Annotated in this window: 26 protein-coding genes and 1 pseudogene; 15 read left to right on the forward strand and 12 right to left on the reverse strand. The window is 47.1% G+C overall.

Annotated features, from left to right (window positions below; genetic code table 11):
• Nucleotides 1-413: 413 nt before the first annotated feature.
• From ACVV26_RS17320 to ACVV26_RS17335, 4 genes are all read left to right on the forward strand, one after another.
• Nucleotides 414-1,751, forward strand: coding sequence for an MFS transporter (locus ACVV26_RS17320; protein ID WP_474798463.1), 1,338 nt, complete (start codon nt 414-416; stop codon nt 1,749-1,751).
• A 100-nt stretch (nt 1,752-1,851) separates the two neighbouring features.
• Nucleotides 1,852-2,526 (forward strand): glucosamine-6-phosphate deaminase, encoded by a 675-nt coding sequence (locus tag ACVV26_RS17325; RefSeq protein ID WP_474798465.1) that lies wholly within the window; start codon nt 1,852-1,854, stop codon nt 2,524-2,526.
• A gap of 11 nt (nt 2,527-2,537) precedes the next feature.
• The gene (locus ACVV26_RS17330) at nt 2,538-3,566 is read left to right on the forward strand and encodes an N-acetylglucosamine-6-phosphate deacetylase (protein WP_474798467.1); all 1,029 of its coding nucleotides are present in this window, start codon (nt 2,538-2,540) and stop codon (nt 3,564-3,566) included.
• Nucleotides 3,567-3,749: 183 nt separating this feature from the next.
• On the forward strand, nt 3,750-4,928 hold the full coding sequence (locus ACVV26_RS17335) for an ROK family protein (RefSeq protein WP_474798469.1): 1,179 nt from the start codon (nt 3,750-3,752) through the stop codon (nt 4,926-4,928).
• A 427-nt stretch (nt 4,929-5,355) separates the two neighbouring features.
• Here the strand turns inward: ACVV26_RS17335 and ACVV26_RS17340 are convergent, their stop codons facing one another.
• The 7 genes from ACVV26_RS17340 to ACVV26_RS17370 form a co-directional block, all read right to left on the reverse strand.
• On the reverse strand, nt 5,356-5,724 hold the full coding sequence (locus tag ACVV26_RS17340; protein ID WP_085551900.1) for a TA system toxin CbtA family protein: 369 nt from the start codon (nt 5,722-5,724) through the stop codon (nt 5,356-5,358).
• A gap of 34 nt (nt 5,725-5,758) precedes the next feature.
• The gene (locus ACVV26_RS17345) at nt 5,759-6,109 is read right to left on the reverse strand and encodes a type IV toxin-antitoxin system YeeU family antitoxin (protein ID WP_474798471.1); all 351 of its coding nucleotides are present in this window, start codon (nt 6,107-6,109) and stop codon (nt 5,759-5,761) included.
• Nucleotides 6,110-6,129: 20 nt separating this feature from the next.
• Nucleotides 6,130-6,351, reverse strand: coding sequence for a DUF987 domain-containing protein (locus ACVV26_RS17350; RefSeq protein WP_474798473.1), 222 nt, complete (start codon nt 6,349-6,351; stop codon nt 6,130-6,132).
• A gap of 15 nt (nt 6,352-6,366) precedes the next feature.
• Nucleotides 6,367-6,840 (reverse strand): RadC family protein, encoded by a 474-nt coding sequence (gene radC / locus ACVV26_RS17355; RefSeq protein ID WP_474798474.1) that lies wholly within the window; start codon nt 6,838-6,840, stop codon nt 6,367-6,369.
• Nucleotides 6,841-6,910: 70 nt separating this feature from the next.
• Nucleotides 6,911-7,732 (reverse strand): DUF932 domain-containing protein, encoded by an 822-nt coding sequence (locus ACVV26_RS17360; protein WP_164722837.1) that lies wholly within the window; start codon nt 7,730-7,732, stop codon nt 6,911-6,913.
• 95 nt (nt 7,733-7,827) lie between these two features.
• A complete protein-coding gene (locus ACVV26_RS17365) occupies nt 7,828-8,505 on the reverse strand; it encodes a hypothetical protein (RefSeq protein ID WP_474798476.1) in 678 nt (225 codons plus the stop codon).
• A 284-nt stretch (nt 8,506-8,789) separates the two neighbouring features.
• Nucleotides 8,790-9,683 carry a GTPase family protein gene (locus tag ACVV26_RS17370; RefSeq protein ID WP_474798478.1) on the reverse strand — a complete coding sequence of 298 codons (894 nt, stop codon included), beginning with the start codon at nt 9,681-9,683 and terminating at the stop codon, nt 8,790-8,792.
• A gap of 102 nt (nt 9,684-9,785) precedes the next feature.
• Between ACVV26_RS17370 and ACVV26_RS17375 the strand changes: the two genes are divergently transcribed.
• The gene (locus ACVV26_RS17375; protein WP_474798480.1) at nt 9,786-10,703 is read left to right on the forward strand and encodes a hypothetical protein; all 918 of its coding nucleotides are present in this window, start codon (nt 9,786-9,788) and stop codon (nt 10,701-10,703) included.
• 34 nt (nt 10,704-10,737) lie between these two features.
• On the opposite strand, the gene ACVV26_RS17380 is transcribed toward ACVV26_RS17375, so the two are convergent.
• Nucleotides 10,738-11,640: a hypothetical protein gene (locus ACVV26_RS17380; protein ID WP_474798481.1), complete on the reverse strand. Its 903-nt coding sequence runs from the start codon at nt 11,638-11,640 to the stop codon at nt 10,738-10,740.
• Between the two features lie 475 nt (nt 11,641-12,115).
• Here ACVV26_RS17380 and ACVV26_RS17385 point away from each other — a divergent pair, with 475 nt between their 5' ends.
• The 8 genes from ACVV26_RS17385 (at nt 12,116) to ACVV26_RS17420 (ending at nt 19,072) form a co-directional block, all read left to right on the forward strand.
• Nucleotides 12,116-12,274: a helix-turn-helix transcriptional regulator gene (locus tag ACVV26_RS17385; RefSeq protein WP_321033251.1), complete on the forward strand. Its 159-nt coding sequence runs from the start codon at nt 12,116-12,118 to the stop codon at nt 12,272-12,274.
• A 365-nt stretch (nt 12,275-12,639) separates the two neighbouring features.
• The gene (locus ACVV26_RS17390; RefSeq protein ID WP_474798483.1) at nt 12,640-13,269 is read left to right on the forward strand and encodes a YagK/YfjJ domain-containing protein; all 630 of its coding nucleotides are present in this window, start codon (nt 12,640-12,642) and stop codon (nt 13,267-13,269) included.
• A gap of 276 nt (nt 13,270-13,545) precedes the next feature.
• A complete protein-coding gene (locus tag ACVV26_RS17395) occupies nt 13,546-13,761 on the forward strand; it encodes a helix-turn-helix transcriptional regulator (protein ID WP_370612354.1) in 216 nt (71 codons plus the stop codon).
• A 563-nt stretch (nt 13,762-14,324) separates the two neighbouring features.
• A complete protein-coding gene (locus ACVV26_RS17400; RefSeq protein ID WP_326924973.1) occupies nt 14,325-14,633 on the forward strand; it encodes a hypothetical protein in 309 nt (102 codons plus the stop codon).
• 328 nt (nt 14,634-14,961) lie between these two features.
• Complete coding sequence (locus ACVV26_RS17405) at nt 14,962-15,534, forward strand: UCP030791 family putative phage-derived protein (protein WP_474798484.1); 573 nt, start codon at nt 14,962-14,964, stop codon at nt 15,532-15,534.
• A gap of 265 nt (nt 15,535-15,799) precedes the next feature.
• The gene (locus tag ACVV26_RS17410) at nt 15,800-16,690 is read left to right on the forward strand and encodes a LysR family transcriptional regulator (protein ID WP_474798486.1); all 891 of its coding nucleotides are present in this window, start codon (nt 15,800-15,802) and stop codon (nt 16,688-16,690) included.
• A gap of 192 nt (nt 16,691-16,882) precedes the next feature.
• Nucleotides 16,883-17,941 carry an alpha/beta hydrolase gene (locus ACVV26_RS17415; RefSeq protein WP_242389632.1) on the forward strand — a complete coding sequence of 353 codons (1,059 nt, stop codon included), beginning with the start codon at nt 16,883-16,885 and terminating at the stop codon, nt 17,939-17,941.
• A gap of 12 nt (nt 17,942-17,953) precedes the next feature.
• Nucleotides 17,954-19,072: an NADH-dependent flavin oxidoreductase gene (locus ACVV26_RS17420; protein WP_242389631.1), complete on the forward strand. Its 1,119-nt coding sequence runs from the start codon at nt 17,954-17,956 to the stop codon at nt 19,070-19,072.
• A 270-nt stretch (nt 19,073-19,342) separates the two neighbouring features.
• Here the strand turns inward: ACVV26_RS17420 and ACVV26_RS17425 are convergent.
• The 4 genes and pseudogenes from ACVV26_RS17425 to ACVV26_RS17440 form a co-directional block, all read right to left on the reverse strand.
• Nucleotides 19,343-19,477: pseudogene (locus ACVV26_RS17425) on the reverse strand (arsenical resistance protein ArsH); the annotation flags it as partial.
• Between the two features lie 77 nt (nt 19,478-19,554).
• Nucleotides 19,555-19,899, reverse strand: a complete 345-nt coding sequence (locus ACVV26_RS17430; protein WP_474798488.1) for an H-NS family nucleoid-associated regulatory protein — start codon at nt 19,897-19,899, stop codon at nt 19,555-19,557.
• A 614-nt stretch (nt 19,900-20,513) separates the two neighbouring features.
• Entirely contained in the window at nt 20,514-20,741 is a 228-nt protein-coding gene (locus ACVV26_RS17435) for a hypothetical protein (RefSeq protein ID WP_086533269.1), read from the reverse strand.
• Nucleotides 20,742-21,008: 267 nt separating this feature from the next.
• Nucleotides 21,009-21,227: a cold shock domain-containing protein gene (locus ACVV26_RS17440; protein ID WP_474798490.1), complete on the reverse strand. Its 219-nt coding sequence runs from the start codon at nt 21,225-21,227 to the stop codon at nt 21,009-21,011.
• 266 nt (nt 21,228-21,493) lie between these two features.
• On the opposite strand from ACVV26_RS17440, the gene cspF reads away from it, so the two are divergent.
• Together cspF and ACVV26_RS17450 are read left to right on the forward strand one after the other, a co-directional pair.
• Nucleotides 21,494-21,706 (forward strand): cold shock-like protein CspF, encoded by a 213-nt coding sequence (gene cspF / locus ACVV26_RS17445; protein WP_474798492.1) that lies wholly within the window; start codon nt 21,494-21,496, stop codon nt 21,704-21,706.
• 81 nt (nt 21,707-21,787) lie between these two features.
• Nucleotides 21,788-21,952: a YnfU family zinc-binding protein gene (locus tag ACVV26_RS17450; protein WP_213076230.1), complete on the forward strand. Its 165-nt coding sequence runs from the start codon at nt 21,788-21,790 to the stop codon at nt 21,950-21,952.
• The last annotated feature ends 146 nt before the right edge of the window (nt 21,953-22,098 follow it).

The raw sequence follows: 22,098 nt of genomic DNA on the forward strand, positions 1-22,098 counted from the left end.
ATGCTGTTTAGGACTGGTTTATTATTGAAGACAAACGTTACCCCTATAAAACGTCAAACAATGCAAAATTGAAACGCATCTTTTTCAATCAAGGTGAAAGGCTCCACTCTTTATAGAATCCCATGTTTAATAATGGTTTCACTTTTAATGATTACTTAATGACTATCACAGCAGGATCATAAAAGCGTTCTGCTTTTCTCCTGGATTCATTGTTCGCCCTTTCCTCTTCTGGCAGTTTAGCCGCGCAGTTATGACGCTCATCACATTTGCGCCTTATTTTTGAACACATGCGTTCAAAAATAACCAAAGTGGTGTTACGTTGATCTTACGCGAGTTTGATGTCCGCTTATCCGCTGTACCCATAAACAGATTAGGTTTTTTAAAACAAATGGTTAAAAGCCAGAGGGGAAGCAATGAGTGAAGCTAACTTAACTAAAGACGGCGTGCTGGAAATACCCGAAGAGCAGAGGGCCAGCAAAAAAACGATTCGCAAAGTCATGTTCGCCAGCGTCTCCGGCACCATCATTGAGTGGTATGACTATTCACTGTACGGTGCCGCTGCGGGTCTGATCATCAATAAGCTCTACTTTCCAAACCTGTCGCCGACTATTGCGACGATGGCGGCATTTTTGACCTTTGCGGTAGGGTTTGTTTCCCGCCCACTGGGTGGCGTGATCATTGCGCACATCGGCGATCGGTACGGACGTAAGCCTGCGTTGATTTTCGCCGTAATGCTCATGGGCGTCGCGACGCTGGCGCTCGGGTTGTTGCCCACTTATCACCATATCGGCATCTGGGCGACGGTTGCGCTGGTGGTGATTCGCTTAATGCAGGGGTTTGGGTCAGGCGCTGAACTGGCCGGGGCACAGACGTTTGTAGCAGAATATGTGCCCATGAAGGAGCGAGGTTTTTACACTTCGTTAATCAATGCCTCAACGGGTGTAGCCATACTTTTATCCTCACTGGCCTTTTTTCTGGTCACCCAACTACCGGATGAAGCCTTCATGAGTTGGGGATGGCGGGTGCCGTTCTTGTTTTCTATCGTGCTGTTTGTTGTGGCCATCTATATCCGTAAGCATCTGGATGAAACGCCGGAATATGTGAAGTCAGTTGAAAAAGCGGAGCGTAACAGGAAAACGCAGGCCGTCCCCCTCAAGGCGCTGATTGTAAACAGTCCTTTAAATTTGATTTGCGGTTTCTTCAGTCTGGCTGGCCATCAGGCAAACGGATATGTTCTAAGCGTTTTCAGTATCAGCTATTTGACCAGTACGTTAGGCATGGAAAGATCGGAAGGGCTGATGGCCCTGATGGTTGCGGTGTCCGTGAATACCGTGATGACCCCTGTTATGGGAAAAATGACGGACAGGTTCGGCACAACGGCAGTATTTTCATTTGGTGCAATATTCCTTGCTGCATTCGCCTTCCCCCTGTTCTGGCTTCTGGGTAGTGGCAGTCTGATGCTGGCAACGCTGGGGATGTGTATTGCCTATGGCATCGGGCATGGTGCGACATCGGGTGCGCAAGGCGCATTTCTGGCGAACCTGTTTCCCACCCAGTATCGCTATTCAGGTATTGCCCTGTCGCGTGAACTGAACAGCGTTATCTTTGCCGGCTCCACCCCAGTCATCGCCGCTGCGCTGATCACATTTGGTAATGGGGAGCCCACCTACCTGATTTATTACCTGATGTTCTGCAGCCTGCTGACGCTCATTGCCGTGCAAATGGCGAAGGGCTTAAAGCAACACGCGTAATGTTCCCGGAGAAACAGTTCACGTCTGTGAGGTTAAAATGAAAATAACGATTTCTGAAAATAAATATGAGCTTGGCACACTGGCAGCGCAAAGCGGGGTTATGACCATACAACATGCCCTGGCGAACAAAGCGCGCATTGCCATTATTCTTGCCACTGGCGCCAGTCAGTTTGAAATGCTTGAAAATCTTATCTGCGCCGATATCGACTGGTCCCGGGTAACGATTTTCCATCTGGATGAGTATATTGGTTTGCCAGACGATCACAGGGCAAGCTTCCGGCGCTATTTGCATGAACGTGTGGTGGATAAACTGCCTTCTCTGTATCGCTTCGTGGGGGTGAATGGCTCTGCGGACAATATTGATCGCGAAATTGAACGGCTGAATCAGCTCATTGGCGAGCAAGAAATTGACGTCTGCTTTGCCGGTATTGGTGAAAATGCGCATCTGGCCTTTAACGATCCACCAGCGGACTTTACTACCACGGTACCCTTTCTGAAGGTGAATCTGGATGAAGCCTGCCGGCAGCAGCAACTGGGTGAAAAATGGTTCAGTACCCTGGACGACGTCCCGCTACAGGCCATTTCGATGAGTATTCATCAGATCATGCAGTCCAGCGTATTGATCCTGAGTATTCCTGACCGACGCAAAGCCCAGGCCGTCAAGATGGCGCTGGAAGGACCGGTTACGAATGCAGTGCCGGCGTCTATCGTACAGCAGCATCCTGACTGCCGGGTGTTTCTGGATACTGAATCAGCCTCACTCTTATCTGAATGAAAGGATGCACGATGAAAGCCACTTCGGGTTTGTTTGATCTGCAAGTAAATGGCTTTGCTGGCGTTGATTTCAATGATGAAAATATTGACGCCGACAGGCTGGATGTGGCGTTAGAAGCCATGCTGAAAACCGGGGTGACAAGCTGCTTACCTACGCTTATCACCGCGCCAGTCCCGCAGCTTTTGCGCCGGTTCAGGGCGCTCGACAGGGCAGTTGCGCAGAGCCAGCTCGGGGCACTGATGATCCCGGGTTATCATCTGGAAGGGCCCTTTCTGAATCCTGCCGAGGGATATGCTGGCTGTCATCCCCCTGAAGCGATGCTGCCGCCGGACATCCGGTTAATTGATGATATTGACAGGGAAATCTTGCGCCCTGTTTTACTTGTTACCTGCGCGCCCGAGCGGGATGAGAACTTCGTTTTTATTCGTGCACTGAAACAAAGAGGAAAATGTATTGCCGCAGGACATTCCAGTATCAATTATTCGCAACTTGAGGCGGCAGCGACTGCGGGAGTCAGTCTGTGCACACATCTGGGAAACGGTATTCCTCAGACATTACCTAAGCTGGATAACACGCTCCAGGCTCAGCTCAGCTGTGACCAGCTTCAGGCAAGTTTTATCGCAGACGGTGTGCATATTCCCCCCTTTGCACTGAAAAACCTGCTGCGCGCTAAAACGCCGGCCCGTTCTATTCTGGTGACAGATGCAATGAGCGCCGCCGCCTGCGCGCATCCGGGCATACATACTTTTGCAGGCATACAGGTTGAATGTACCCGTGAAGGGATGGTGCGCCTGCCCGGTGCCGCCAACCTGGCAGGTTCCAGCCTGACACTCGATCAGGCAATTCGTAATCTGGTGAAATGGGAACTTACCAGCTTCCAGGAGGCTGTTGAGATGGCGAGTACACGTCCACATCAGTTGATGCAAAAATCACTGGCACACCATCAGCGGGCGCTTTGTCACAGTGAGGTCATCTGGGATGAAAATTATCATGTCACGCAATGCCGTTTAGGACATGGCCTCACCAGGCATTACCGCTGACGAAGCGGGGGCACCAGTTCCCCCTTCCCTGCTCCTGTATATTCATCATCCCCCGCCGGGGTTGCCAGAGGCCCCGGCTTTCAGGATACTCTTTCATATTATCTGCTTATGGGGCCTGCCCTCTCACAGGAAAATGCCGTGTCTATTCCGGCCCGGCCCCGATACGTCACTGTATGGATGCGCATGGATAAGACTCCTGTCTCGGATTTTCTGGCTCATTTACCCGTTACCCGTGCCGTTCTCGACGACAGGGAGCGAGTGTTTCTTGCTGTTCTCAGGGGACAAGTTCATTCCCGGAGTGAAGCGACCCGGACGTTGTCGATTCGATCCACGACTATCTCAGACCATGTGGCCGACTTACTGGAAAGACGCTTACTAACTGAGGAAATCAGTGCCCGCGCAGGTCGCGGGCGACCGTTGCGGACATTGCATGCCTGCGCTGAACGGCTGGTAACCCTTGTCTTTCAGGTTATCAGCCAGTCAGTGCATGTGTTTATGGTCAACCTGTCAGCAGAGATCATTGGTCACGAAAAAGCGGAAGCGTCACCTGAGAGTGATAACGAGGCTCTGGGTGCGATTTTTCTGCGGCTCTATCAAACGGTGATGATGGCGCTTCCCGCAGGTGCAGATTTAGCCGGTATCGTTTTTTCCCTTGGCGGGGTCTTTGATCGCACCACTCACCGCTGGATCCACACTTCGCGTTGGCCAAAAATGCATAACCTGGATATTCAGCATCTTTTTAGCGGAGAAGAACACCCCATTTCCCTGTCGCGCACCCTGGACAATGAGCTTCGCATTCATATGCTTCTTCAGCGTCAAAGCACCCTGCTACTGCACTGGGGATATGGTGTGGGTTTCGCGTTTGGCCAGTCCAGTGACAGAATTGTGGAAGGGGGAAGCGCGTTTGGTGAAATCGGGCACTGGCGAGTAACCGATCAGGGTACGTCCTGCCATTGTGGGCAAACGGGATGCCTGGAGACACTGACGGCGTTGTGGTCAATTGGCACCCCTATCCTGGGTGAAGATTTTCGGGCGGGTGACGAGGAAGAACATATCGCGCAAGTGCTGAAAGACAAGGACATAACAGATAATCACGCGATACAGCAAGCCGTGGAGCATATGTCGACGGCCGCTTCAAATGTCTGTCGCGTATTTTTCCCGGACAGGCTGGTAGTATCCGGCCCGTTCGTCCAAAACCAACGGATATGGCAATCTTTCCGTGAACGGTTCGAACAAAAAAATCGTTTCTTTGGTCAGGAAATTCAATCATTGACCGTTAGCCAGGTGAGCCGCGATCTCGGTATTTATGGTGCGGCCCTGCCGGTACTTGAGCAGGGTCTTGCAGCATTATTGTTGGAATAAAGATAAGGCAACACTTATCTACCCACTTTTAGGCTTTCCTCTGGCTTTGGCGGCATGATCTTGTCATGCGGAAAGCTTGATTGGGGCATCTCTTACTACAGCACACAAAATGCCCCACTTAGGCCCCTACTGTAACTTGATTCCGTTAGGTAATAGGAGATTAAGAAACGGACTGTAACCCGCAGGATAAGGGCTTTTAATGAGTTTTGGTAAACCTGGAAAGGCTTAGATGGTGCGATAATAGGAACATAACACACCGCGAATAACCATTGATAAATATATGTTTTTTCTTGTTTCATCTTTATAAGTGCCCCCTTTTGTGCCCCCATCTTGTTTTTCATGCGACTCGATGAGCCTTTCATCGAGTCGCTAATCCCACTAATATCTTCACAGACCGTACAAATTTTCTCAGCTATTGAAGTACACCTCACTGCCGCGATCGGCCAAGAACAATATTACTTACTTCCCGATAAGGACAACTGTTCGTTAATCCACATGCTCTCCTGGCATGAAGGATATCTGTCACGGTCAAATATGGCACTTGTCCCTGTGAGCTAAATCCTCTGCGGTCGATACGGATCAATTCGTACTTCTCCACCAGAAAATTAACGGCATCGACAAGCGTGATACCAGCTTCGATATGTCTTTTAATAACAGCCTCATCGCTGAACGGCGTGTCATTTAAGGTCAGGCCATAGTGCTGCTCAAGTAGTCGAGCAAGCAGCATTTGCCAGACAACCACGGGTGATAAGCATGTCTGAACAGCCCGCTGGTTTATTGCAGGTAAAGTATTCATGAGTTGTTCTCGTAAAAGTGAGTTCTAAAGTTAATTAGCGTTGAGTAGGATAAATGGAGATATAGACGTGACCACAGGAACCCAGCGTATCAGCTTCGCAGGTCAGCCCCTTTGCATAGAGGGTGACGCAATGCTGGTGTCGGGGATTCAGTTCGCCGCTGGTAAGCATGAGCTCCGCCTGCTTCAGCAGAACAGGAAATGCCTGGTCAAGATGGAGCAAATCCGCTTTATTGAACTGACCTGTTATGCTGGCGCGGTCAGACAGGTAATGTAGGCGGTTACCTTCCTGGACCAGACGTGCACCAAAACAAGGAATGACATTACGATTCAGCCCCCACCAGGGCTCAGCGGTATCATCATTCACTGTCAGTGTCTTACTCGACATCTGAAGCTCCTTTCATAAGGTTAATTGAGAGTGACGCTGCGCAGAGAGACATACGGTCCGTTCCGGTCCTTGCGTCGCTCGGCAAAGACAGCCAGAACACCCTTGATATCCGGAACTTCACGACCGTAGTAATGGCAGACGCTCCCGAACCAGCAATATTTCCCGGTACAGAATTGAAACAATCGGGATTTAGGATGCAGACGATAAATTGCCATCGCCTGACGCTTACTGATGATTTTCATTAGCCCTTCCTCTTCTTATAGCCATCCATGCTCAGCAAACGACAACGCTTCACCATCACCAATGATGAAATGATCCAGTAGCCGGACATCGACCAGACCCAGCGCCTCTCTAATCCTGGACGTAATAGCTCTGTCAGCTTGACTGGCATCGGTAATGCCAGAGGGGTGGTTATGAGAGATGATTACCGCAGCTGCATTATGACGTAGTGCAAATTTCACAATTTCGCGAGGATGAATTTCGGTATGGTTAATCGTGCCGAGGAAGAGCGTTTCATGCTCCAGCAGACGATGTTGATTATCGAGATAGATAACAACAAAGACTTCGCGCTCCTGCTTTGCCAAATAGAGCTGTAACCATTTTTTCGCGAAACTAGCGGCTAGGAACGACTCACTGGGCTGCCGCTGATATTTCTCCAGTAATCGCAGGGCACGACGGATGGTACGTTGCTCATTCATCGGGAAGACCGAAGGTAAAATCAGTTCGGACATGGTGGCTCCTTAAAAGAAAAAGCCCCGTAACAACCAGCTACAGGGCTATAAACAAACACGGAGATATCGTTCATGAGGCGAGTTGCAGCATATTTTCTGCCATCACCCACAGAGCTCGATTCAGCTTCACATCACCATCAATACCTTTAATTGCACGTGTATGTGTGCGTCCTCCTTTTGCATTGTGACCGTTCAAACCACCTTTGATTAGGTTCTCCTGAATACGCTGATAAGTTGTCCAGAGATCTCCGGACTCATCCTGCCAGCGACGAGGGGCCAATAGCTGTGATTCCGTCACGGGCTGATGCTCCTCGCCAAAGCGATATGTCAGTGCAGCTTTTGCCAATGCCTGTTGTGCTGGTGGCGGAAGCATTAGTGACTGCATGGCGTCGCGTTTTTCCTCCACCCTGTCAAACACCCCAAGCACCTCGTAAGCCCCTTCGATAACCTTTTCCACCACGTTGCCCTTATGGGGCACTCGCACCTCTCCAAAGCTCTCGCCGCAAATCAGTCCGTTCTGACAGACCGCTCGGAACAGTCCCGGCAGCATCTGGTAGGAACTAGAACCGTCATGGCTGTTAAGCAGGATAATTTCCGGCACCTGTTTACCGGTAATCTGCCCTTCGCGGCGCAGACGTAGCATATGTTTGGTGTGTTCCCGCTTGTCGGGGTTTCGCACACGGGTCTGGCAGGCAAAGAACGGCTGAAAACCTTCGCGCTGCAGGTTATCCAGCAGAGTGATGGTCGGGATGCAGGTATAGCGCTCGCTGCGCGATTCATGCTTTTCCTCACTGAACACGCTGGGAACATAGTGAGCAAGTTCATCACGGGTTAAGGGACGGTCACGGCGAACAAGGTTCACCGCACCAAAGCGGGATGCTAATCGCATAATTCACTCCTTTGTGCGTTTATCGGTATAAAAAGAAAAGGCCATGCTCCCGAAGGAACATGGCCTTTAACATTAAAAATGGCGTGGCGGATAACGCGTTATTGCCCCATATATTCAACCCTGGCACCGGTGGCCTTACCATCAGTACCCACGGTGACAACTACCTTATCGTAGGTACGATACCCGGCATTGTAGACCTCATAAACCACAGTATTTCCCTCCACTTTGTAGCTGCCAAAATCAGCGGCCTCAGCAGTGTCACGGTCATACTCTTTCGTGTAGGCTTCTTTTGCTGCTTTCATGACTGACCCTTTGTTAATCTCCGGCGCACGGCTCCCGGCACTGGCAGCAAGGCCAGATACATATTTCGGGCAGACCGTCATCATGTCCCCTCGGGTGAATGTCAGTTGCGCACCAAAGACCTGAAGGGTCGATGTTTCCTGACCTGCAATCGAAGCAATTGCCTTTCTGGCGGCTGCAGGTGCCTGCCCGCCTTCAACCTCAACAGCCTTAAATCCTGTTTGCTGGTTGCACAACTGAGATGTGGGTACCAGATTGCCGTTTACACTGATGCGACTCCCCATCAGCTCCTGCGGACCACTGGGGCAGCCCTGCAACTGACCAAAGATGCCAATGGTGTTGTTTTTCAGCATCACCAGTGCCTGACCATTATCGGTCAGCGTCTGGCACCAGCCGTTTTTCACAGCCCAGTTACCCGCCTGAGCAGAAACCGAAACGGCTGACAAAACGAGTGCAATCACGGTCTGAATTTTCATATGTCACCTTATTAGTAAATCAGAAGCGGCAACGGGGGACGCGGTACACAGAACCTGATGCACCTTTGTATCCGGACCATCATGTCAACGTCCCTGTTCGTCGTGCTCATGAACACTTTTGAGAAAGAAATATCCCTTTGCTTTGATAGGTAAAAGCGATCAATAGGGAGCTAATACATCGATATTTTAATAGATAAAAACGATCGATATCTTATTATCGATCGTTTTTACAGATCAATATACTGTTTTTTGAATGTGGTAATTGAGCGGTAAAGCGGCGGATATCAGCCAAATATTCGGTCCCATAATGCCGTGGCAAGTTGCACTAACTTTTGTCGGATACTCCTTAACAGAGCAGTCCAGACAGAAGGTAGGTGGTCAGGATTAATCACCGTGTCAAAAGCCTTACCCGCTGCCTCACCAAACTGCTGCCGTACAGCGGCATCAGTGTCCGGAGTCTGATGCTCTGGTTTCAGCTGGCAATACACGGCACTGCTGGCCTGTACGGGCAAGGCATGCACCATCAACTCCACCAGGGCGGGCAGGTTATAGCCGGTATGTGCAGAGACAGCCATGACCGGGAAAGAGGACGGCAACTGACCGGCAACCTGAGCACTGACTGCAGCCAGTGAAAGGCATTGCTCAGAAGAAGGTATTTCTTCCCATGGCTCCCCACCCCTGACGGGCGGAATGCGATCGGCCTGAGTCAGTACAAACAGGAAACGTGAAGGATCGGCACCTGCTTCCATCAGTGCCCTGTACGCACTGATATCTGTTGCCCGGGCACGGTCATCGGCACGCAGCACCCAGATAATCAAATCCAGCTCTGCCAGCAACGCCTTATAGAGAGCCAGATATTCCTCGTCGTATTCCGGTGTCTCACCCACACCCGGTAAATCCACCAGTGTCATACAACGATTACCCACATCCAGGATCAGCCGCTGGGGTTCCCGGGTGCAACCGAGCAAATCACTGGTCAGGCAAACGGGTTGCTGAAAAAGCGCGTTGCATAATGAACTCTTGCCCGCACCACTTTTGCCCATTATGCCTATCATGGGTTCATAGCGAATCGCCTCCTGGAGGCGGGAAAGAATACGTTCAGCAGAATGCGGGGGTAAGAGATTAAGACAGGTGCGCAGAACATTGCTTGTATCCTGCGGGTCGGGGATTTGAGGCATGATTTACTCCTGTGAAAAAGCTATGCCAATAGTTGATTAATTGGCTGTTCAAGGAGGTAATATGGCTGTGAAATATTCTGGAATGGATGGGTTGATTGCTTAATGTTAAATAAAAGGGAATTACGTCAACAAAAATTCAGGGAAGCAGGAACTCCTGCACTCGCGAGAAAGATCAAAAGCAGCAGAGCATGGCTAAATGTTCAGCAAATGCTAAAGCGCAGTGGCAAAGTGTGTGTCCCGGGTTTGTTTTCTGGTACGGAAAAAACAGGCCCGAATAATTTCAATTTTGCGGATGTGGTACATCTGTATCAGCTCTATGCCGTCGTTGAGAGATTTAAGGCTGAATCCAGTGGCGTCATTGAGCTGGAGATATGTGCCCTGCCGAGAGTAAGGCAACCCTGGCCACACAATTTTGCTATTGTTCCAAAGTTCATCAGACGAAAAGCTGATGCCTTCATGCAACGTGATGAGTATGTCCGACAGTTTCCCGTAAGTAACACTCCTGGAGAGTTTAAAGGAAGTCTCTATGCCGCTCTGCGAAATTCGTGTGGTGACAGGCAAAAACTTGACATCGCTCTTGCTGAACTTTTTCCTGATGAGCTAAAACCAGTGCATCCGAAAACGCTTCATCCAGGGGTAAACCTCAATAGCCAGCCCGCTCCTGTCTTTACACTTTTGTGGCTTGAGTGCAACAGACTGGGCTTTCATCAAGAATCAGACAGGATTCGTAATCTGATAAAATATATTCGTGATGCATGTGGGAAGGAGAGAATAGCTAAAGCATTATTTTTTGCCTTTATGTACTACAGTGACAAGGAAGATTTATTTACTGCTTTCTTTTCAGATAACTGGGAAAACAGAAAAGAAATATACAATAGCGTTGAAGCCAAAAATAATTACATTGAAGAGCAATTTTTAAATCAACAGAAAAAAATATCAGAATACATCAGTGATATAGACAAGCGTTTTCTATCGAATGCATATAAAAGATTGTTAAAAAAGGATGACAATAAGCAATAGCGCATCATCCTTACATGAAACCACAGCAAAGATCTTAATCATTACCGAATCGAGTATTTATCTCCTGCTGTTCACTTACATCTTGAACTGAGCTAGTTGTCGTCCACCTGTCACGGATTAACCATTCGATTGTCGCGCTCTGAGTTTTACCACCTGACTTGACAAGTTTATCCAGCATGATTTTCGCATCCGGAGATAAACCCACACTTACCTGACATGTTTTTTTAGCTTTAAAAGCAGTGTGTGCGTTGTAATTTCTTTTTTCACGAGAGACGAAGTTGTTTTTAAGTCTGGTAAATTTTTGAACATCTAAAGTTTGACTGGGCGTAAAAAAGTCAATCGCGGCATTAATCGCAAGTAAACGCTCACTAGGATTTGCGGGGTTAAACCAGGAAAGGAAGCCATCTGTGAAGAGTTCATCTTTTTTAAGACGTCCCCATAACCATCGGATATGTACATCCGTTTTTCTTATCCAGTTTACAGGATTGATATTCTCTTGAATATAAAGCCATTCTGTGCGCATCTGAAGCATTATTTCGCATGCTGAACGAAAATCAACACTTTTTTCTATCTCACAAAACCAACGCTGAATAATTGATAATCTTTCTTTGCTGGTAACAGGGTTCTCTGGGAGAGAAAGTGTCTTATAAGGGCTGCCATCTAGTCCAAGCTCTGGAAATTTGATACCCAGAATATCGCAGGTAGCACATTTAACGTAAACCCAGGCAAAAAAAATAGCACGTTCTCCTTTAATCCAGTCAAGAAGGTTCACTTCTGAATTATCCTGAAATGATTCTCGTTTTAGGGGTTCCGTTGTCTTGCCAGATATAAAACTCTCTATCCTTTTCTTCTGGACAAAGCGCCGTTTTCGGCTGGATATCTCTTCATTAGCATTTCGATAATTTGAGTCTTTTCCTGTTTTTTCCGTCACCGACATTCTTCCTCATGAAGGAGTAGATGGCTTCGCATCAAACGTTCAAAAAACCATCAAGTGTACTCTGTCAGATAATTATAACGTTGCTTAGTACCGTGTCAATATCGATTAAATACCCTCTCAATACCTTAAAAATACCGTTAATTAAAATTCACATACCTTTAAAAACTTGCTCTCATACAGGTAATTCAATCAGCATACCATCACATATGCCTGCTTAACTTTTTGATTGGTTACGATACCAGGCAGCTCTCAGGGCTGTACTTTGGGCCAGTACAAACCTAAGCAAAGGAAATAAAGTAAATTTTCACACCCTAGGGTATGGTATGAGAAGGACACCCGTTACCCCACCAGTAGTAACTGGCCCTCTCCCTAAATCACACTAACTCACGGGAGCATCACCATGACAAACAGAACTCATCCGACACTGGCCAGTGGCCCTGCATCAACATCTGTACTAAACGACCAGCTTGTAGACATGGCTTTTATCACCGCCTTTTGCGGTGTAAGTGATAAGTGGGTCTACCGACAAATTCAGCTCGGTCACTTACCCGGGCCAATTAAACTGGGTCGCAGCTCGCGATGGCTTAAAAGCGAGATTGAGGGATGGTTGCAAAATAGAGTTAATGTCAGATGATGGTGAGGTGGATAAATAACTCCAGAATCTGCTTTATTCATTCAGATATAATAGAACCAGAGAAATCAACCATGCCAGACGTAAATTAACGCCCACGCCATGTCGGATATAAATATATTAAATTAATGATATATAACAATCAGTATCAATACACTTTAACCAGTAATAACATACCTTAGTCATCAATACCTATTGGCTATTAGCCCCTCTTGATTATGAGTATTATTTAACCAGCGACACTCACCGTGCTTATAAAAAGCATAGTCACTTAGTCATGCCTCATCAATAAAATTCACTCAGGATTTATCATTGCGTTTCTGATGGGAAAGCCAACCAGAATAAATCATCTCCAACCGGAGTCAGTCGTGTCCGTTAATTACTCTTACCATCCGCCATACATCGCACGTATTCTGCAAACAGTCAACTCTGCAGTCAGCATTCATTCCCAGTTGGCCTGTTTCTTTGTCACGTTAAGATTTCCACTAAACGGAACAGGTCGTGATGATGATAAAGCAATTTCACGTTTTATTGATGCCCTGAAATACCAGATTAACGCCTACATTGATTACAAGCGTTCGGAAGGTAAACGTGTGCATCCGACTATGCTGCATTATATCTGGGCACGAGAGTTTGGTCCCCGCAATGGAAACAAACATTACCACGTCGTTCTGATGCTCAATAAAAACACGTTTCATCAGTTGGGTAATTACACCCTTCCTGATTCAGGGCCTGGAACGCTTGCAAATTTAATCCAGAGATCATGGTGTAGTGCAATTAAATTACCCATTGAATTGTACGCAAACCTTGCCAGTTTTCCATCTGACTTCCCCTGTATGTGGATTGAAAATAACAACACTTTCCAGCGTACGGATGCGGAACAGCGGATGTTTTATCTGGCTAAGCGCTATTCCAAATGCAATGGTGATGATAAACACTCCTTCGAATGCAGTCAGTTCAGACCCTCGTTGCTGAATGGTCGTAAAAGCCGCCTATAACCATTGCACCTGTACAGAGGGGGATTACATTAGATGGAGCATCATCTTTTACCCGGATACACAGCCTGTGACTTCACTGTTTAGCAGTGTCCGCTGGTGGAGTATCCGGATCCTAATAGGCAGTTCCATATCGCAGGTTAGTGGTGTCGGTATTTTTTTACAGACGAACGTCATCCTCTGAAGGAGTACCGGCGAGCAATGTCACTCAACCCTGCCGGTCTTCTCCCGTAGCTAACCATTCAGAGGGGGAATCAACGTATGAATACCAAAAACAGTATGACGACTACCGCAACAATACTGAACGCAGATGATCCACTAATCGATATGGTTTTTATCACCACATACACGAACATGACTGACAAATTTTTCTTCAAACTCATTAAAAACGGACAATTTCCGAAACCTGTCAAACTTGGACGTAGCAGTCGCTGGCGTAAAAGTGAAGTTGAAGCCTGGATGCAGGATCGCGTGGCGGAATCCCGCCCTCGCTAACCGTTTAAATGCTATCGGACAGCCTGTCACCCTTAGCAGAGATCTTCCACATGTAACTCCACTTCATCCGCGCCCCTTACGCAGTTACATTACCGGATAAGGAACTGGCTGATGAAAACTACATCGACCATGCTCCTCTGGTATCCGAATTCTGCGGTGTACAATTGGTGCAGGAAATCGAGGCAGATAACACATTGCATTACTGGTATGTGCTGGCGAATCACAACACCTTTGCCAGCGCAAACAGTTGTAAATACCGTCATAACCTCTAAGGTGGCCAGCAGTCTTACCATGTACTGAACCCCCTTGACTACTCAGCCCCCGTTCCGGAATGGGTTAAACACTAACTTCGACAACGAACAACAGTACGCAACCGGTGCTGCATGCTGTGCAAGCACCGGTATTACGGCGACAAACAATGTCCTCTCTGCAATGACTGGACCAGCCCCCTGGAAGCCTGACGCTCCAACCTGTACTGCATCAACAGCTCCACAACTCCATTTATACCCGGCAGCGCCCCCTGTCGGGTCTTTCTAATACCTGCCAAACAAGAAAAATCAAAAATGAAACAGCCGGAGAACACAATCACGGTAAAGGTGGCGGAATACCGTTTATACATCACCCGAATGAAGATCTGCCGGGATAGCTTGTTTGGGTATTGCAATGATGCCGAGCGGCATGGTTGGCGTTTGAGAGCACTTGAGCAGTTAAGTAAAGCCTCATTGCTCTACTGCCAAAGAGCAAACTCTGCCGATACCAGCAAGTTTCAACAGGCCAGAGAAGGTCTCCAGCAACACATCAACAGGGTTTTACAAGAAGGTCAGTGGTGTGGTGATTTGCCTGCATCACCTGCTACCCAAGAAAAATTTTGAGGTATCGGTATGAAACAAAAACCTGCTAAATGCGCGGTCGATGAATGGGGGAATCTGGTCAACGCGGAAGATTTTCGCTCTCCCTCAGTCTGGAAACTCTACTGCTTCCACTGCAGTGGCCCGGTAGTTCCGATTCTTGCTCCGAATGGGCAGGAATCTCATTTCCTGCATGTTGAAACCTTTATGGCATCAGCCGGTTTCATTACATGCCCAAACATAAAAATTTCCCGTACACAGTAACCCGCCTCAAAAGCAGAAAACGACCTGTTTGGCCAAACCTTCCCCTTTTAAACGCGCCCCCTAATTTCCATTACTGAAAGAGAAACCGATGAACAATTGCGCTGAAAATGGAGCGTTAAAGACGAACTCTAGTGGTAATAATGTCATGCTTATTCGTAGAGTGTTGCAGCAGGCGACTGATCATTACCCACGACTGGCTGCGCTGGAGTTTATTCTACAGTATGCGAATTGCCACTCCTGCGATAACTCACGACAAGATAATGCCCAGTTGCTACGTTTTCACGCTGAAGCCTATTGCAGAATTGGCGATTATTCAAAGATACGTATTGAAGCGGGTAAACCGTCGCAGCCTACTCTTCTTCGCTGGTTGTGGGAGGCAGAAAGTACCTCGACATGTCGAATGATGATGCTATTCAATTTGGGTGTTTGCAGTCATCCCCGATATGACTCTTCTGCATCGGATGGAATTCAGGAAGTAATGTCGTTGCTGGCGGCTGCATGGCGTGAAGTAGAACCCGACGGGGGGTTAAAGGAAATAAAGGTCCATCAGGTAGAGAGAACGAAGCCAGCCGCTTTCGATAAACGTTATGCTGAGTTACGAGATGCGGCATTGCAAATGGCCTCACCTGTTGCTTTTGCCAAGAGTTTTCCGACAACGTAGTTATTGCCACCCATTACTGCTAGCATCGCAGCTCAATCCCTTCTGTATCAATGCCTTCCTTATCTGACTTTAAAGATCACGTGTTGTGCGATTCAGACGCCATTTAAGGTCTGCTTTGTGCCAAAAGCGGAAGTTGAGCATTAGTGAGTGCTAATGGATATTTGTCATGGATGAGGAACGTCGGATCGTTACCAATAGACAAACCTCCACCCCAGGAATTATTTTATAAGAAAGAAATATTAATCCAAAAGGACCTGGTCAATAAATGCGCCGTAAAAATGTGAACGATTATCAAGCTTTTATCGCCGTGGCCCGAGAAAAAAGCTTCACTAAAGCGGCCGCTCAGTTAGGTGTCTCACAGTCGGCGCTGAGCTACACGGTGAGGACTCTAGAAGCTGACCTTGGTCTTCGTCTTCTTACCCGTACCACGCGTAGCGTTTCTGTGACTGAAGCTGGCGAGCGGCTACTTTCCCGTATAGGACCCCATTTTGACGAAATTGAAAGTGAGATAGCTGCGCTGAGCGGATTGCGAGAAAAACCAGCCGGTACTGTGCGTATTACTGCCGTTGAACATGCAGCCGATGCAATTCTCTGGCCTAAACTCGCCCCGGTGATGCTTGAGTATCCCGATATCAACATTGAAATTATCAGCGAGTACGGACTTAAAGATATTGTCGCTGAACGTTATGATGCTGGCGTTCGGTTGGGCGAACAGGTCGATATGGATATGGTTTCCCTGCCTCTTGCCAAGGATTTCCGTTTTGCAGTGGTCGCAGCGCCCTCTTATTTCAAGCGAAAAACCCATCCGGTAACGCCTCGTGATTTAAAAGATCATAGCTGTATCAGATTACGCCTGCCCACTCATGGCGGATTCTATACCTGGGAGTTTCGTAAGGATGAGACGGAAATTAAGGTCCGTATTGATGGACGAGCGACTTTCAGCACAATAAATATGATGAGGCAGGCCGCTCTAGATGGGCTGGGACTTGCTTATCTGCCGCTAGATTCCGTGGAGAACTACCTTGAAAACGGGATGTTAGTCCAGGTGCTTACTGACTGGTGTCCACCGCGCCCTCCCTATCATCTTTACTATCCCAGCCGTCTACAACATTCTCCGGCATTTGCACTTGTGCTCGAAGCACTCCGTGCCCCATAACCTTTGAGCACTGTTTTTCCTGGTCCATATCGAACTCAGTTACTTATAACCCTATTAATAAAACCTCCTTCTAAGCCCATGCGAAATTAAGCATCTAATTTCTCAATACTAAAGAGATTAAGATGGCCGCTGAAACAATCCATGTTCTTTCAGCGGCCAGGGCCGCCATCATGTATATGAAGGAGTCTTGCAATGAGTAAAAAAACAGGTGGGTTAAGTCGCCGTAATTTTATCCTGACGAGTTCAGTGGCCTCAGCAGGATTACTGATGGCGGGTCATGCTTCAGCCCTGCTCTCACCTACCCCTCGTACATCTGGCACCACGACACACGTAGATGGCGTCACAGTCAGCAGCGTCCTGTTCCGGAACAATGAAATAATGATGTCCGGAAACGTCTACGTCCCTCCGGATTTCAGCGAAAACCGTCAATACGCTGCTATTGTCGTTGTCCACCCAGGTGGTGGCGTTAAGGAACAGACTGCTGGCCTTTATGCCCTAAAACTGGCTAAAGAAGGATTTGTCACTCTGGCGTTTGATGCCTCCCATCAGGGGGCCAGTGGCGGATTACCGCGCTTTATCGATGATCCCATGAAACGCGTTGTCGATTTCTATAGCGCAGTCGATTACCTGACGACTCTCCCTTATGTCGATAATAATCGCATTGGCGCATTAGGTGTTTGTGCAGGTAGTGGTATCACGGTTAAAGCGTCAATGACGGAACGTCGAATCAAAGCGCTGGCAACAGTCAGTGCCGTGGATGTCGGAGCGGCGACCCGTAAAGGCTGGGAGGGAACAACATCTGAATCTGAACTCATTTCGACTCTGGATGCTGTTGCTAAACAGCGTACAGCAGAAGCAGCGGGCGGCGCACCGGTTTATGTCAACTATGTACCCAAATTGGGTGATACCAGTGCACCAAAAGATCTTCAGGAAGCTGCGGACTACTATCTGACCGAACGCGGAAAATATCCGACTTCTACCAATCAAATGCTGATGACAAGTATCAGTACGCTGGCGTCTTTCACCGGATTTGAAGGGGCTGATGTCTATTTAACACAACCACTACTGATTGTAGCCGGTAGTAAAGCAGGATCGCTCTGGCACAGCCAGGAATTACACAACACTTCGGCCTCTGTCCAAAAAACGCTGCATATCATTCCGGGTGCAACACATATGGACCTCTATGATGGTCAGGGTGCAACGGTTGCAGCGAGTAAGCTGGCTCCTTTCTTCAAGAAAAATCTCGCATAGGTATGACTTTCCATGAAACAAACTCCACTACTTGAAAGATTTCCACTTGGAAAAGGTGTGACGCTGCGCAACCGTATTGTGATGGCCCCGATGACGACCTGGTCGGGTAATGATGACGGCACGGTATCTTATGAGGAAGAAGCATATTATCGTCGACGCGTTCAGGACATCGGGCTGGTCATTACTGGCTGTACACATGTTCAGGAAAACGGCATTGGGTTTACGGGAGAGTTTGCTGCGTATGACGACAAATTTATTCCCGGTTTAAAGCGCCTTGCTATTGCTGCTAAAAGCGGTGGAGCACCGGCAATCTTACAAATATTCCATGCAGGTGTGAAAACCAGCCCTAAACTGGTTTCGGATATTGTAGCTGCAAGCGCTATTCCCGGTGACGCCGGTCCTTTCGCACCGTCCGTTACCCCTCGTGAACTGACATGCACTGAAGTCGAAACTGTTATTCAGGATTTCGGGGAAGCAACTCGTCGTGCAATAGAAGCAGGATTTGATGGTGTTGAGTTACATGGTGCTCATGGTTTTTTACTTCAGAACTTTTTCTCACCTCATTCCAACCGTAGAGAAGATCAATGGGGCGGCTCCCTTAAAAACCGTATGCGTTTCCCGCTCAGCGTCATTGAGAGTGTGCGTAAAACGATTGCTGAGCATGCAACCGATCCCTTCCTGATGGGATACCGCATTTCACTGGATGAGCATTACGAAGATGGGTTGCGCATTGATGAGTCGCTTCAGCTGGTTGACCGCCTGGTCGATGAGGGTATTGATTATCTTCATGTATCACTCGGTAATGCACTTGAAGCCAAACCAGTTGATGCACCGAATGGCTCCAAAGTCATCGAAATCGTGCGCGATCACCTTGCTGGACGTATACCTCTGATTGTTGCCGGGCAGTTGCGAACGCCAGAACAGGCCGAGGATGCTGTAAAAGCAGGGGTATCTTTGACGGCAGTAGGTCAGGGTATGGTTATGAACCCAGACTGGGTTAAATTCGTTGATGGCAAAGCTGAAGGAAAAATTGCTCTCAGTATTGCTGCATCAGACGTAGAGCAACTTGCTATACCCCAGAAACTCTGGCGCGTAATTGAGGAAACGACTGGCTGGTTTAACATCCGTTAAATACGGCCTAACCGTAATATGACAATTAGAATCAACTTACCTTCATAACCTGGAAAGTTCTTACATGGCCGGATTTCGGGATTAACTGGGTGACGGCCATGTAAATTTTATCTTATTCCTTTAAATCCTCTTCACACTAAAGGAACATTATTTCAGGCATAACATCCGCTTTTCGCTCAAAGCGGACCTGACAACAAGCTGGTCGGTCCGCTCCGTACCAATAGCAGACGTTGTTAAGCTCATGCAGTATGGATTCACGAAGAACATACGTTATTTTTTGTCCTGATTGACTCGGAATGAAAGCTCCTGATGGCTCTCATTTCGCTCGCTGTAACGATCAGCAAGATAACCGGTTTGTCCCTTAAGCTGCACTGTGATTTTAAACAGCTCCTCGGCTACATCGACGGAAATAAATGTTTCTCGGCTATTCTCTAAGGCAACTTGCGGCCTATAAAAAAGAACCGGGTATAACCCGGCTCTTTTTAACTGATTTCGAAATCTTTTAATTCCCCACCTTCAGCAATCAGATTTGAGATCCGCTTCGGCATTCGCCCCTGACCTGACCATGTTTTTGACTCTCCAGTTTCGTCAGTATATCGATACTTCGCGGGGCGGGGGGAGCGCGTTCTTTTAGCCTTACCCGGAGAGCCAATAGCAGCCATAAGTTCGGATGGGTCGATACCCTCATCAAGCATCATCTGACGAAGTGATTCCAGTTTATCGCGGCGCTGACTTTCATTTGCAAGACGTAATGTCTCTTCTTCTCGTCGTTCTATAAGAATAAGTTTAAGCTTTTCCAGAACATCTTCCAGCACATCTAAGGACATTTCACGAGTCTGGGTACGTCAGGTTCGGATATTGTTCAACTGTGTGAGAGCATCTGACATAAAGAGACCTCTTAAAATTTCAGCAAATACCAATGTCGACGGTTGCTCATCAACCCGATTTTTCTTAATGAGCATTTTAATCCGATTGGTACATATTGTTATTAACGAGGTTTAGCCTACTGATATAAATCTCTTATCGCAAGACAAAACTAAGAAGAATGTGCAAGAACTAAATTCTAACTCCTACGAAATGTCCATGCATTTTTGAAGGTACTTAAAACTATGATGCCAGGAGTCATCCGGAGAGCCTTTTTATACCCTCATAACTTATTGCTTCAGTTACACCTGATGAGATTTAAAATGAAGAGAGACAGCGCCGCCACTTAGCAAGGTTTTTCACAAATGGCAAGATGGCACGCAGGGGAGAGACACCTGCATTTTGTCAGAGGGTAGCGAATTACTCTCTCTTTATAGAGGTGTTTCTAAAAAAGTGTAATGTAAAAAAAAAGCCTGCTGTTAGCAGGCCATAAATGTTTTTAACTCATTTTTTGTTCGATTCTGATAAATAGGGTAAGCATGCAATTAAACGTGGAGCAGAGAGCATGACAAAAATGCTATAAATATTTCCTGGCCGCATCAAGTATCTCCTGTGACGTTAACTCCCTGTCAGTAGCCACGTAAACAATATCATGATCGCCAGTTAAGGAAGGAAAACCTGCAGACATAATCCGAAGATGTGTTTCTTCACCGTTTGGATATTCCTGCCTGATAGACGATATACCTTCCAGAACGGTCATGACTTTACAGGATTCAGCATTAAAGAAAACAAGGACTTTAATCATATTCTATTACCCTGTTCTCTCATGGATATTAACTTGCAGATGCCATTAAGGTCAAAGCCATACACACTTCTTATTTAACATGTGGTTAGCTTGTGCTTTTAGACTTTTTATGCAGTAGTACTGTACTTCATCACATCGGTTAGCATACTCATAATTTTGAAAAATATGCTGATCAGATATTAAGAATAAACGACTTTCATCTGATTTAAGTTATGGATCTGTCTACTCAGGAATAATTCTTCATCGTTATCGCAGACCCACAATGATTTATTTATCGCAAAGTGTTACGTTTGCAGCAGCAGGACCCTTGTCTCCGCGGTGAATGGCGAATTCAACTTTCTGTCCTTCAAATAAAGTTTTAAAGTTGTCGCCATTAAGCGCAGAAAAATGGACAACGATATCTTTGCTGCCATCAAGAGGAGAGATAAAGCCAAAACTTTTGTCTTCGTTAAACCATTTTACCAGGCCTGTAATTCTAGAGGTCATACTGACTCCTGTTATACATCATTGTATTGATAGTAAAAGTATGGACTCAAAAAGAGGGGGTATCAACGATAGCGCCTGGTAATGAGAACTGCCCGGAAAATTTCTAACTTTCATTCGTACATCGAACTGATGGGATTCATTAAGGCATAGGGAATCGATATAAGCAAATTATCTTTTAGCCGTCCAGAGGTCCTGTAGGGAAAATAAAAGTGGCTGAATGCCATTTTCAATGTATAGTCTTTACTTGTTTTCAATAAGGAATTGACTTGTCCCATAAAATGACAGGAATTGTCAAAAGCTTTGATATTCTTAGTGGTAAAGGCCTCATCATCCCTTCTGATGGACGAAAAGACGTTCTGCTTCACATTTCAGCCGTTAACTCCCGCGAATCAGAATTACTCATCCCTGGAAGCTGCATAGAGTTTTGCCGGATAAACGGTCTCAGGGGGCCTGTGGCTGCGAACATTTATATTTCCTGATTTTCAGTGTGTCAAAATAGATAGGTTAAAACTTAACCACATGTGGTACAGTGAAGCTCATTCATTGAAAGGTTAATGGTTATGTCTGTTATCAATTACGCAATGAAATTCTTCAGCAGTGCGTCTACTGCCACTGCTGCCTGTCCTGTTTGTGGCTTAAAATCAGTACAACCGTTGTCAAAAATCCGGCTCAACCAAACCATGCTTTGCCCCGGATGTAAGGCTCTGTTTATCTCCCGACGCTAGCTCGGCCAAAACCGCAGAACAGAGCTCATGTCCTATACTTATGTTAGATTCCGGCAGCTGTTAAATCCCTGATGCCTGACGCCCATCCTGAGAGAACGTTTCTGAACTGATTTCGCAACTGCTCCTGCGCGCTAACGTCGCATCAG

The sequence above is a fragment of the Atlantibacter sp. MEI4A-1023 genome (assembly GCF_056155425.1).

Bases quoted from the DNA above. Each gene is read 5' to 3' on its own strand.
- ACVV26_RS17435 (WP_086533269.1), bottom strand. From the start codon at position 20,741: ATGATTAAAGTCCTTGTTTTCTTTAATGCTGAATCCTGTAAAGTCATG.
- ACVV26_RS17400 (WP_326924973.1), top strand. From the start codon at position 14,325: ATGAAACAGCCGGAGAACACAATCACGGTAAAGGTGGCGGAATACCGT.
- ACVV26_RS17335 (WP_474798469.1), top strand. From the start codon at position 3,750: ATGGATAAGACTCCTGTCTCGGATTTTCTGGCTCATTTACCCGTTACC.
- ACVV26_RS17350 (WP_474798473.1), bottom strand. From the start codon at position 6,351: ATGAAAATCATCAGTAAGCGTCAGGCGATGGCAATTTATCGTCTGCAT.
- ACVV26_RS17415 (WP_242389632.1), top strand. From the start codon at position 16,883: ATGAGTAAAAAAACAGGTGGGTTAAGTCGCCGTAATTTTATCCTGACG.
- ACVV26_RS17330 (WP_474798467.1), top strand. From the start codon at position 2,538: ATGAAAGCCACTTCGGGTTTGTTTGATCTGCAAGTAAATGGCTTTGCT.
- ACVV26_RS17375 (WP_474798480.1), top strand. From the start codon at position 9,786: ATGTTAAATAAAAGGGAATTACGTCAACAAAAATTCAGGGAAGCAGGA.
- ACVV26_RS17440 (WP_474798490.1), bottom strand. From the start codon at position 21,227: ATGACCTCTAGAATTACAGGCCTGGTAAAATGGTTTAACGAAGACAAA.
- ACVV26_RS17370 (WP_474798478.1), bottom strand. From the start codon at position 9,683: ATGCCTCAAATCCCCGACCCGCAGGATACAAGCAATGTTCTGCGCACC.
- radC (WP_474798474.1), bottom strand. From the start codon at position 6,840: ATGTCCGAACTGATTTTACCTTCGGTCTTCCCGATGAATGAGCAACGT.
- ACVV26_RS17450 (WP_213076230.1), top strand. From the start codon at position 21,788: ATGTCTGTTATCAATTACGCAATGAAATTCTTCAGCAGTGCGTCTACT.
- ACVV26_RS17365 (WP_474798476.1), bottom strand. From the start codon at position 8,505: ATGAAAATTCAGACCGTGATTGCACTCGTTTTGTCAGCCGTTTCGGTT.
- ACVV26_RS17325 (WP_474798465.1), top strand. From the start codon at position 1,852: ATGACCATACAACATGCCCTGGCGAACAAAGCGCGCATTGCCATTATT.
- ACVV26_RS17345 (WP_474798471.1), bottom strand. From the start codon at position 6,109: ATGTCGAGTAAGACACTGACAGTGAATGATGATACCGCTGAGCCCTGG.
- ACVV26_RS17405 (WP_474798484.1), top strand. From the start codon at position 14,962: ATGAACAATTGCGCTGAAAATGGAGCGTTAAAGACGAACTCTAGTGGT.
- ACVV26_RS17385 (WP_321033251.1), top strand. From the start codon at position 12,116: ATGGCTTTTATCACCGCCTTTTGCGGTGTAAGTGATAAGTGGGTCTAC.
- ACVV26_RS17380 (WP_474798481.1), bottom strand. From the start codon at position 11,640: ATGTCGGTGACGGAAAAAACAGGAAAAGACTCAAATTATCGAAATGCT.
- ACVV26_RS17395 (WP_370612354.1), top strand. From the start codon at position 13,546: ATGACGACTACCGCAACAATACTGAACGCAGATGATCCACTAATCGAT.
- ACVV26_RS17340 (WP_085551900.1), bottom strand. From the start codon at position 5,724: ATGAATACTTTACCTGCAATAAACCAGCGGGCTGTTCAGACATGCTTA.
- ACVV26_RS17420 (WP_242389631.1), top strand. From the start codon at position 17,954: ATGAAACAAACTCCACTACTTGAAAGATTTCCACTTGGAAAAGGTGTG.
- ACVV26_RS17320 (WP_474798463.1), top strand. From the start codon at position 414: ATGAGTGAAGCTAACTTAACTAAAGACGGCGTGCTGGAAATACCCGAA.
- ACVV26_RS17430 (WP_474798488.1), bottom strand. From the start codon at position 19,899: ATGTCCTTAGATGTGCTGGAAGATGTTCTGGAAAAGCTTAAACTTATT.
- ACVV26_RS17410 (WP_474798486.1), top strand. From the start codon at position 15,800: ATGCGCCGTAAAAATGTGAACGATTATCAAGCTTTTATCGCCGTGGCC.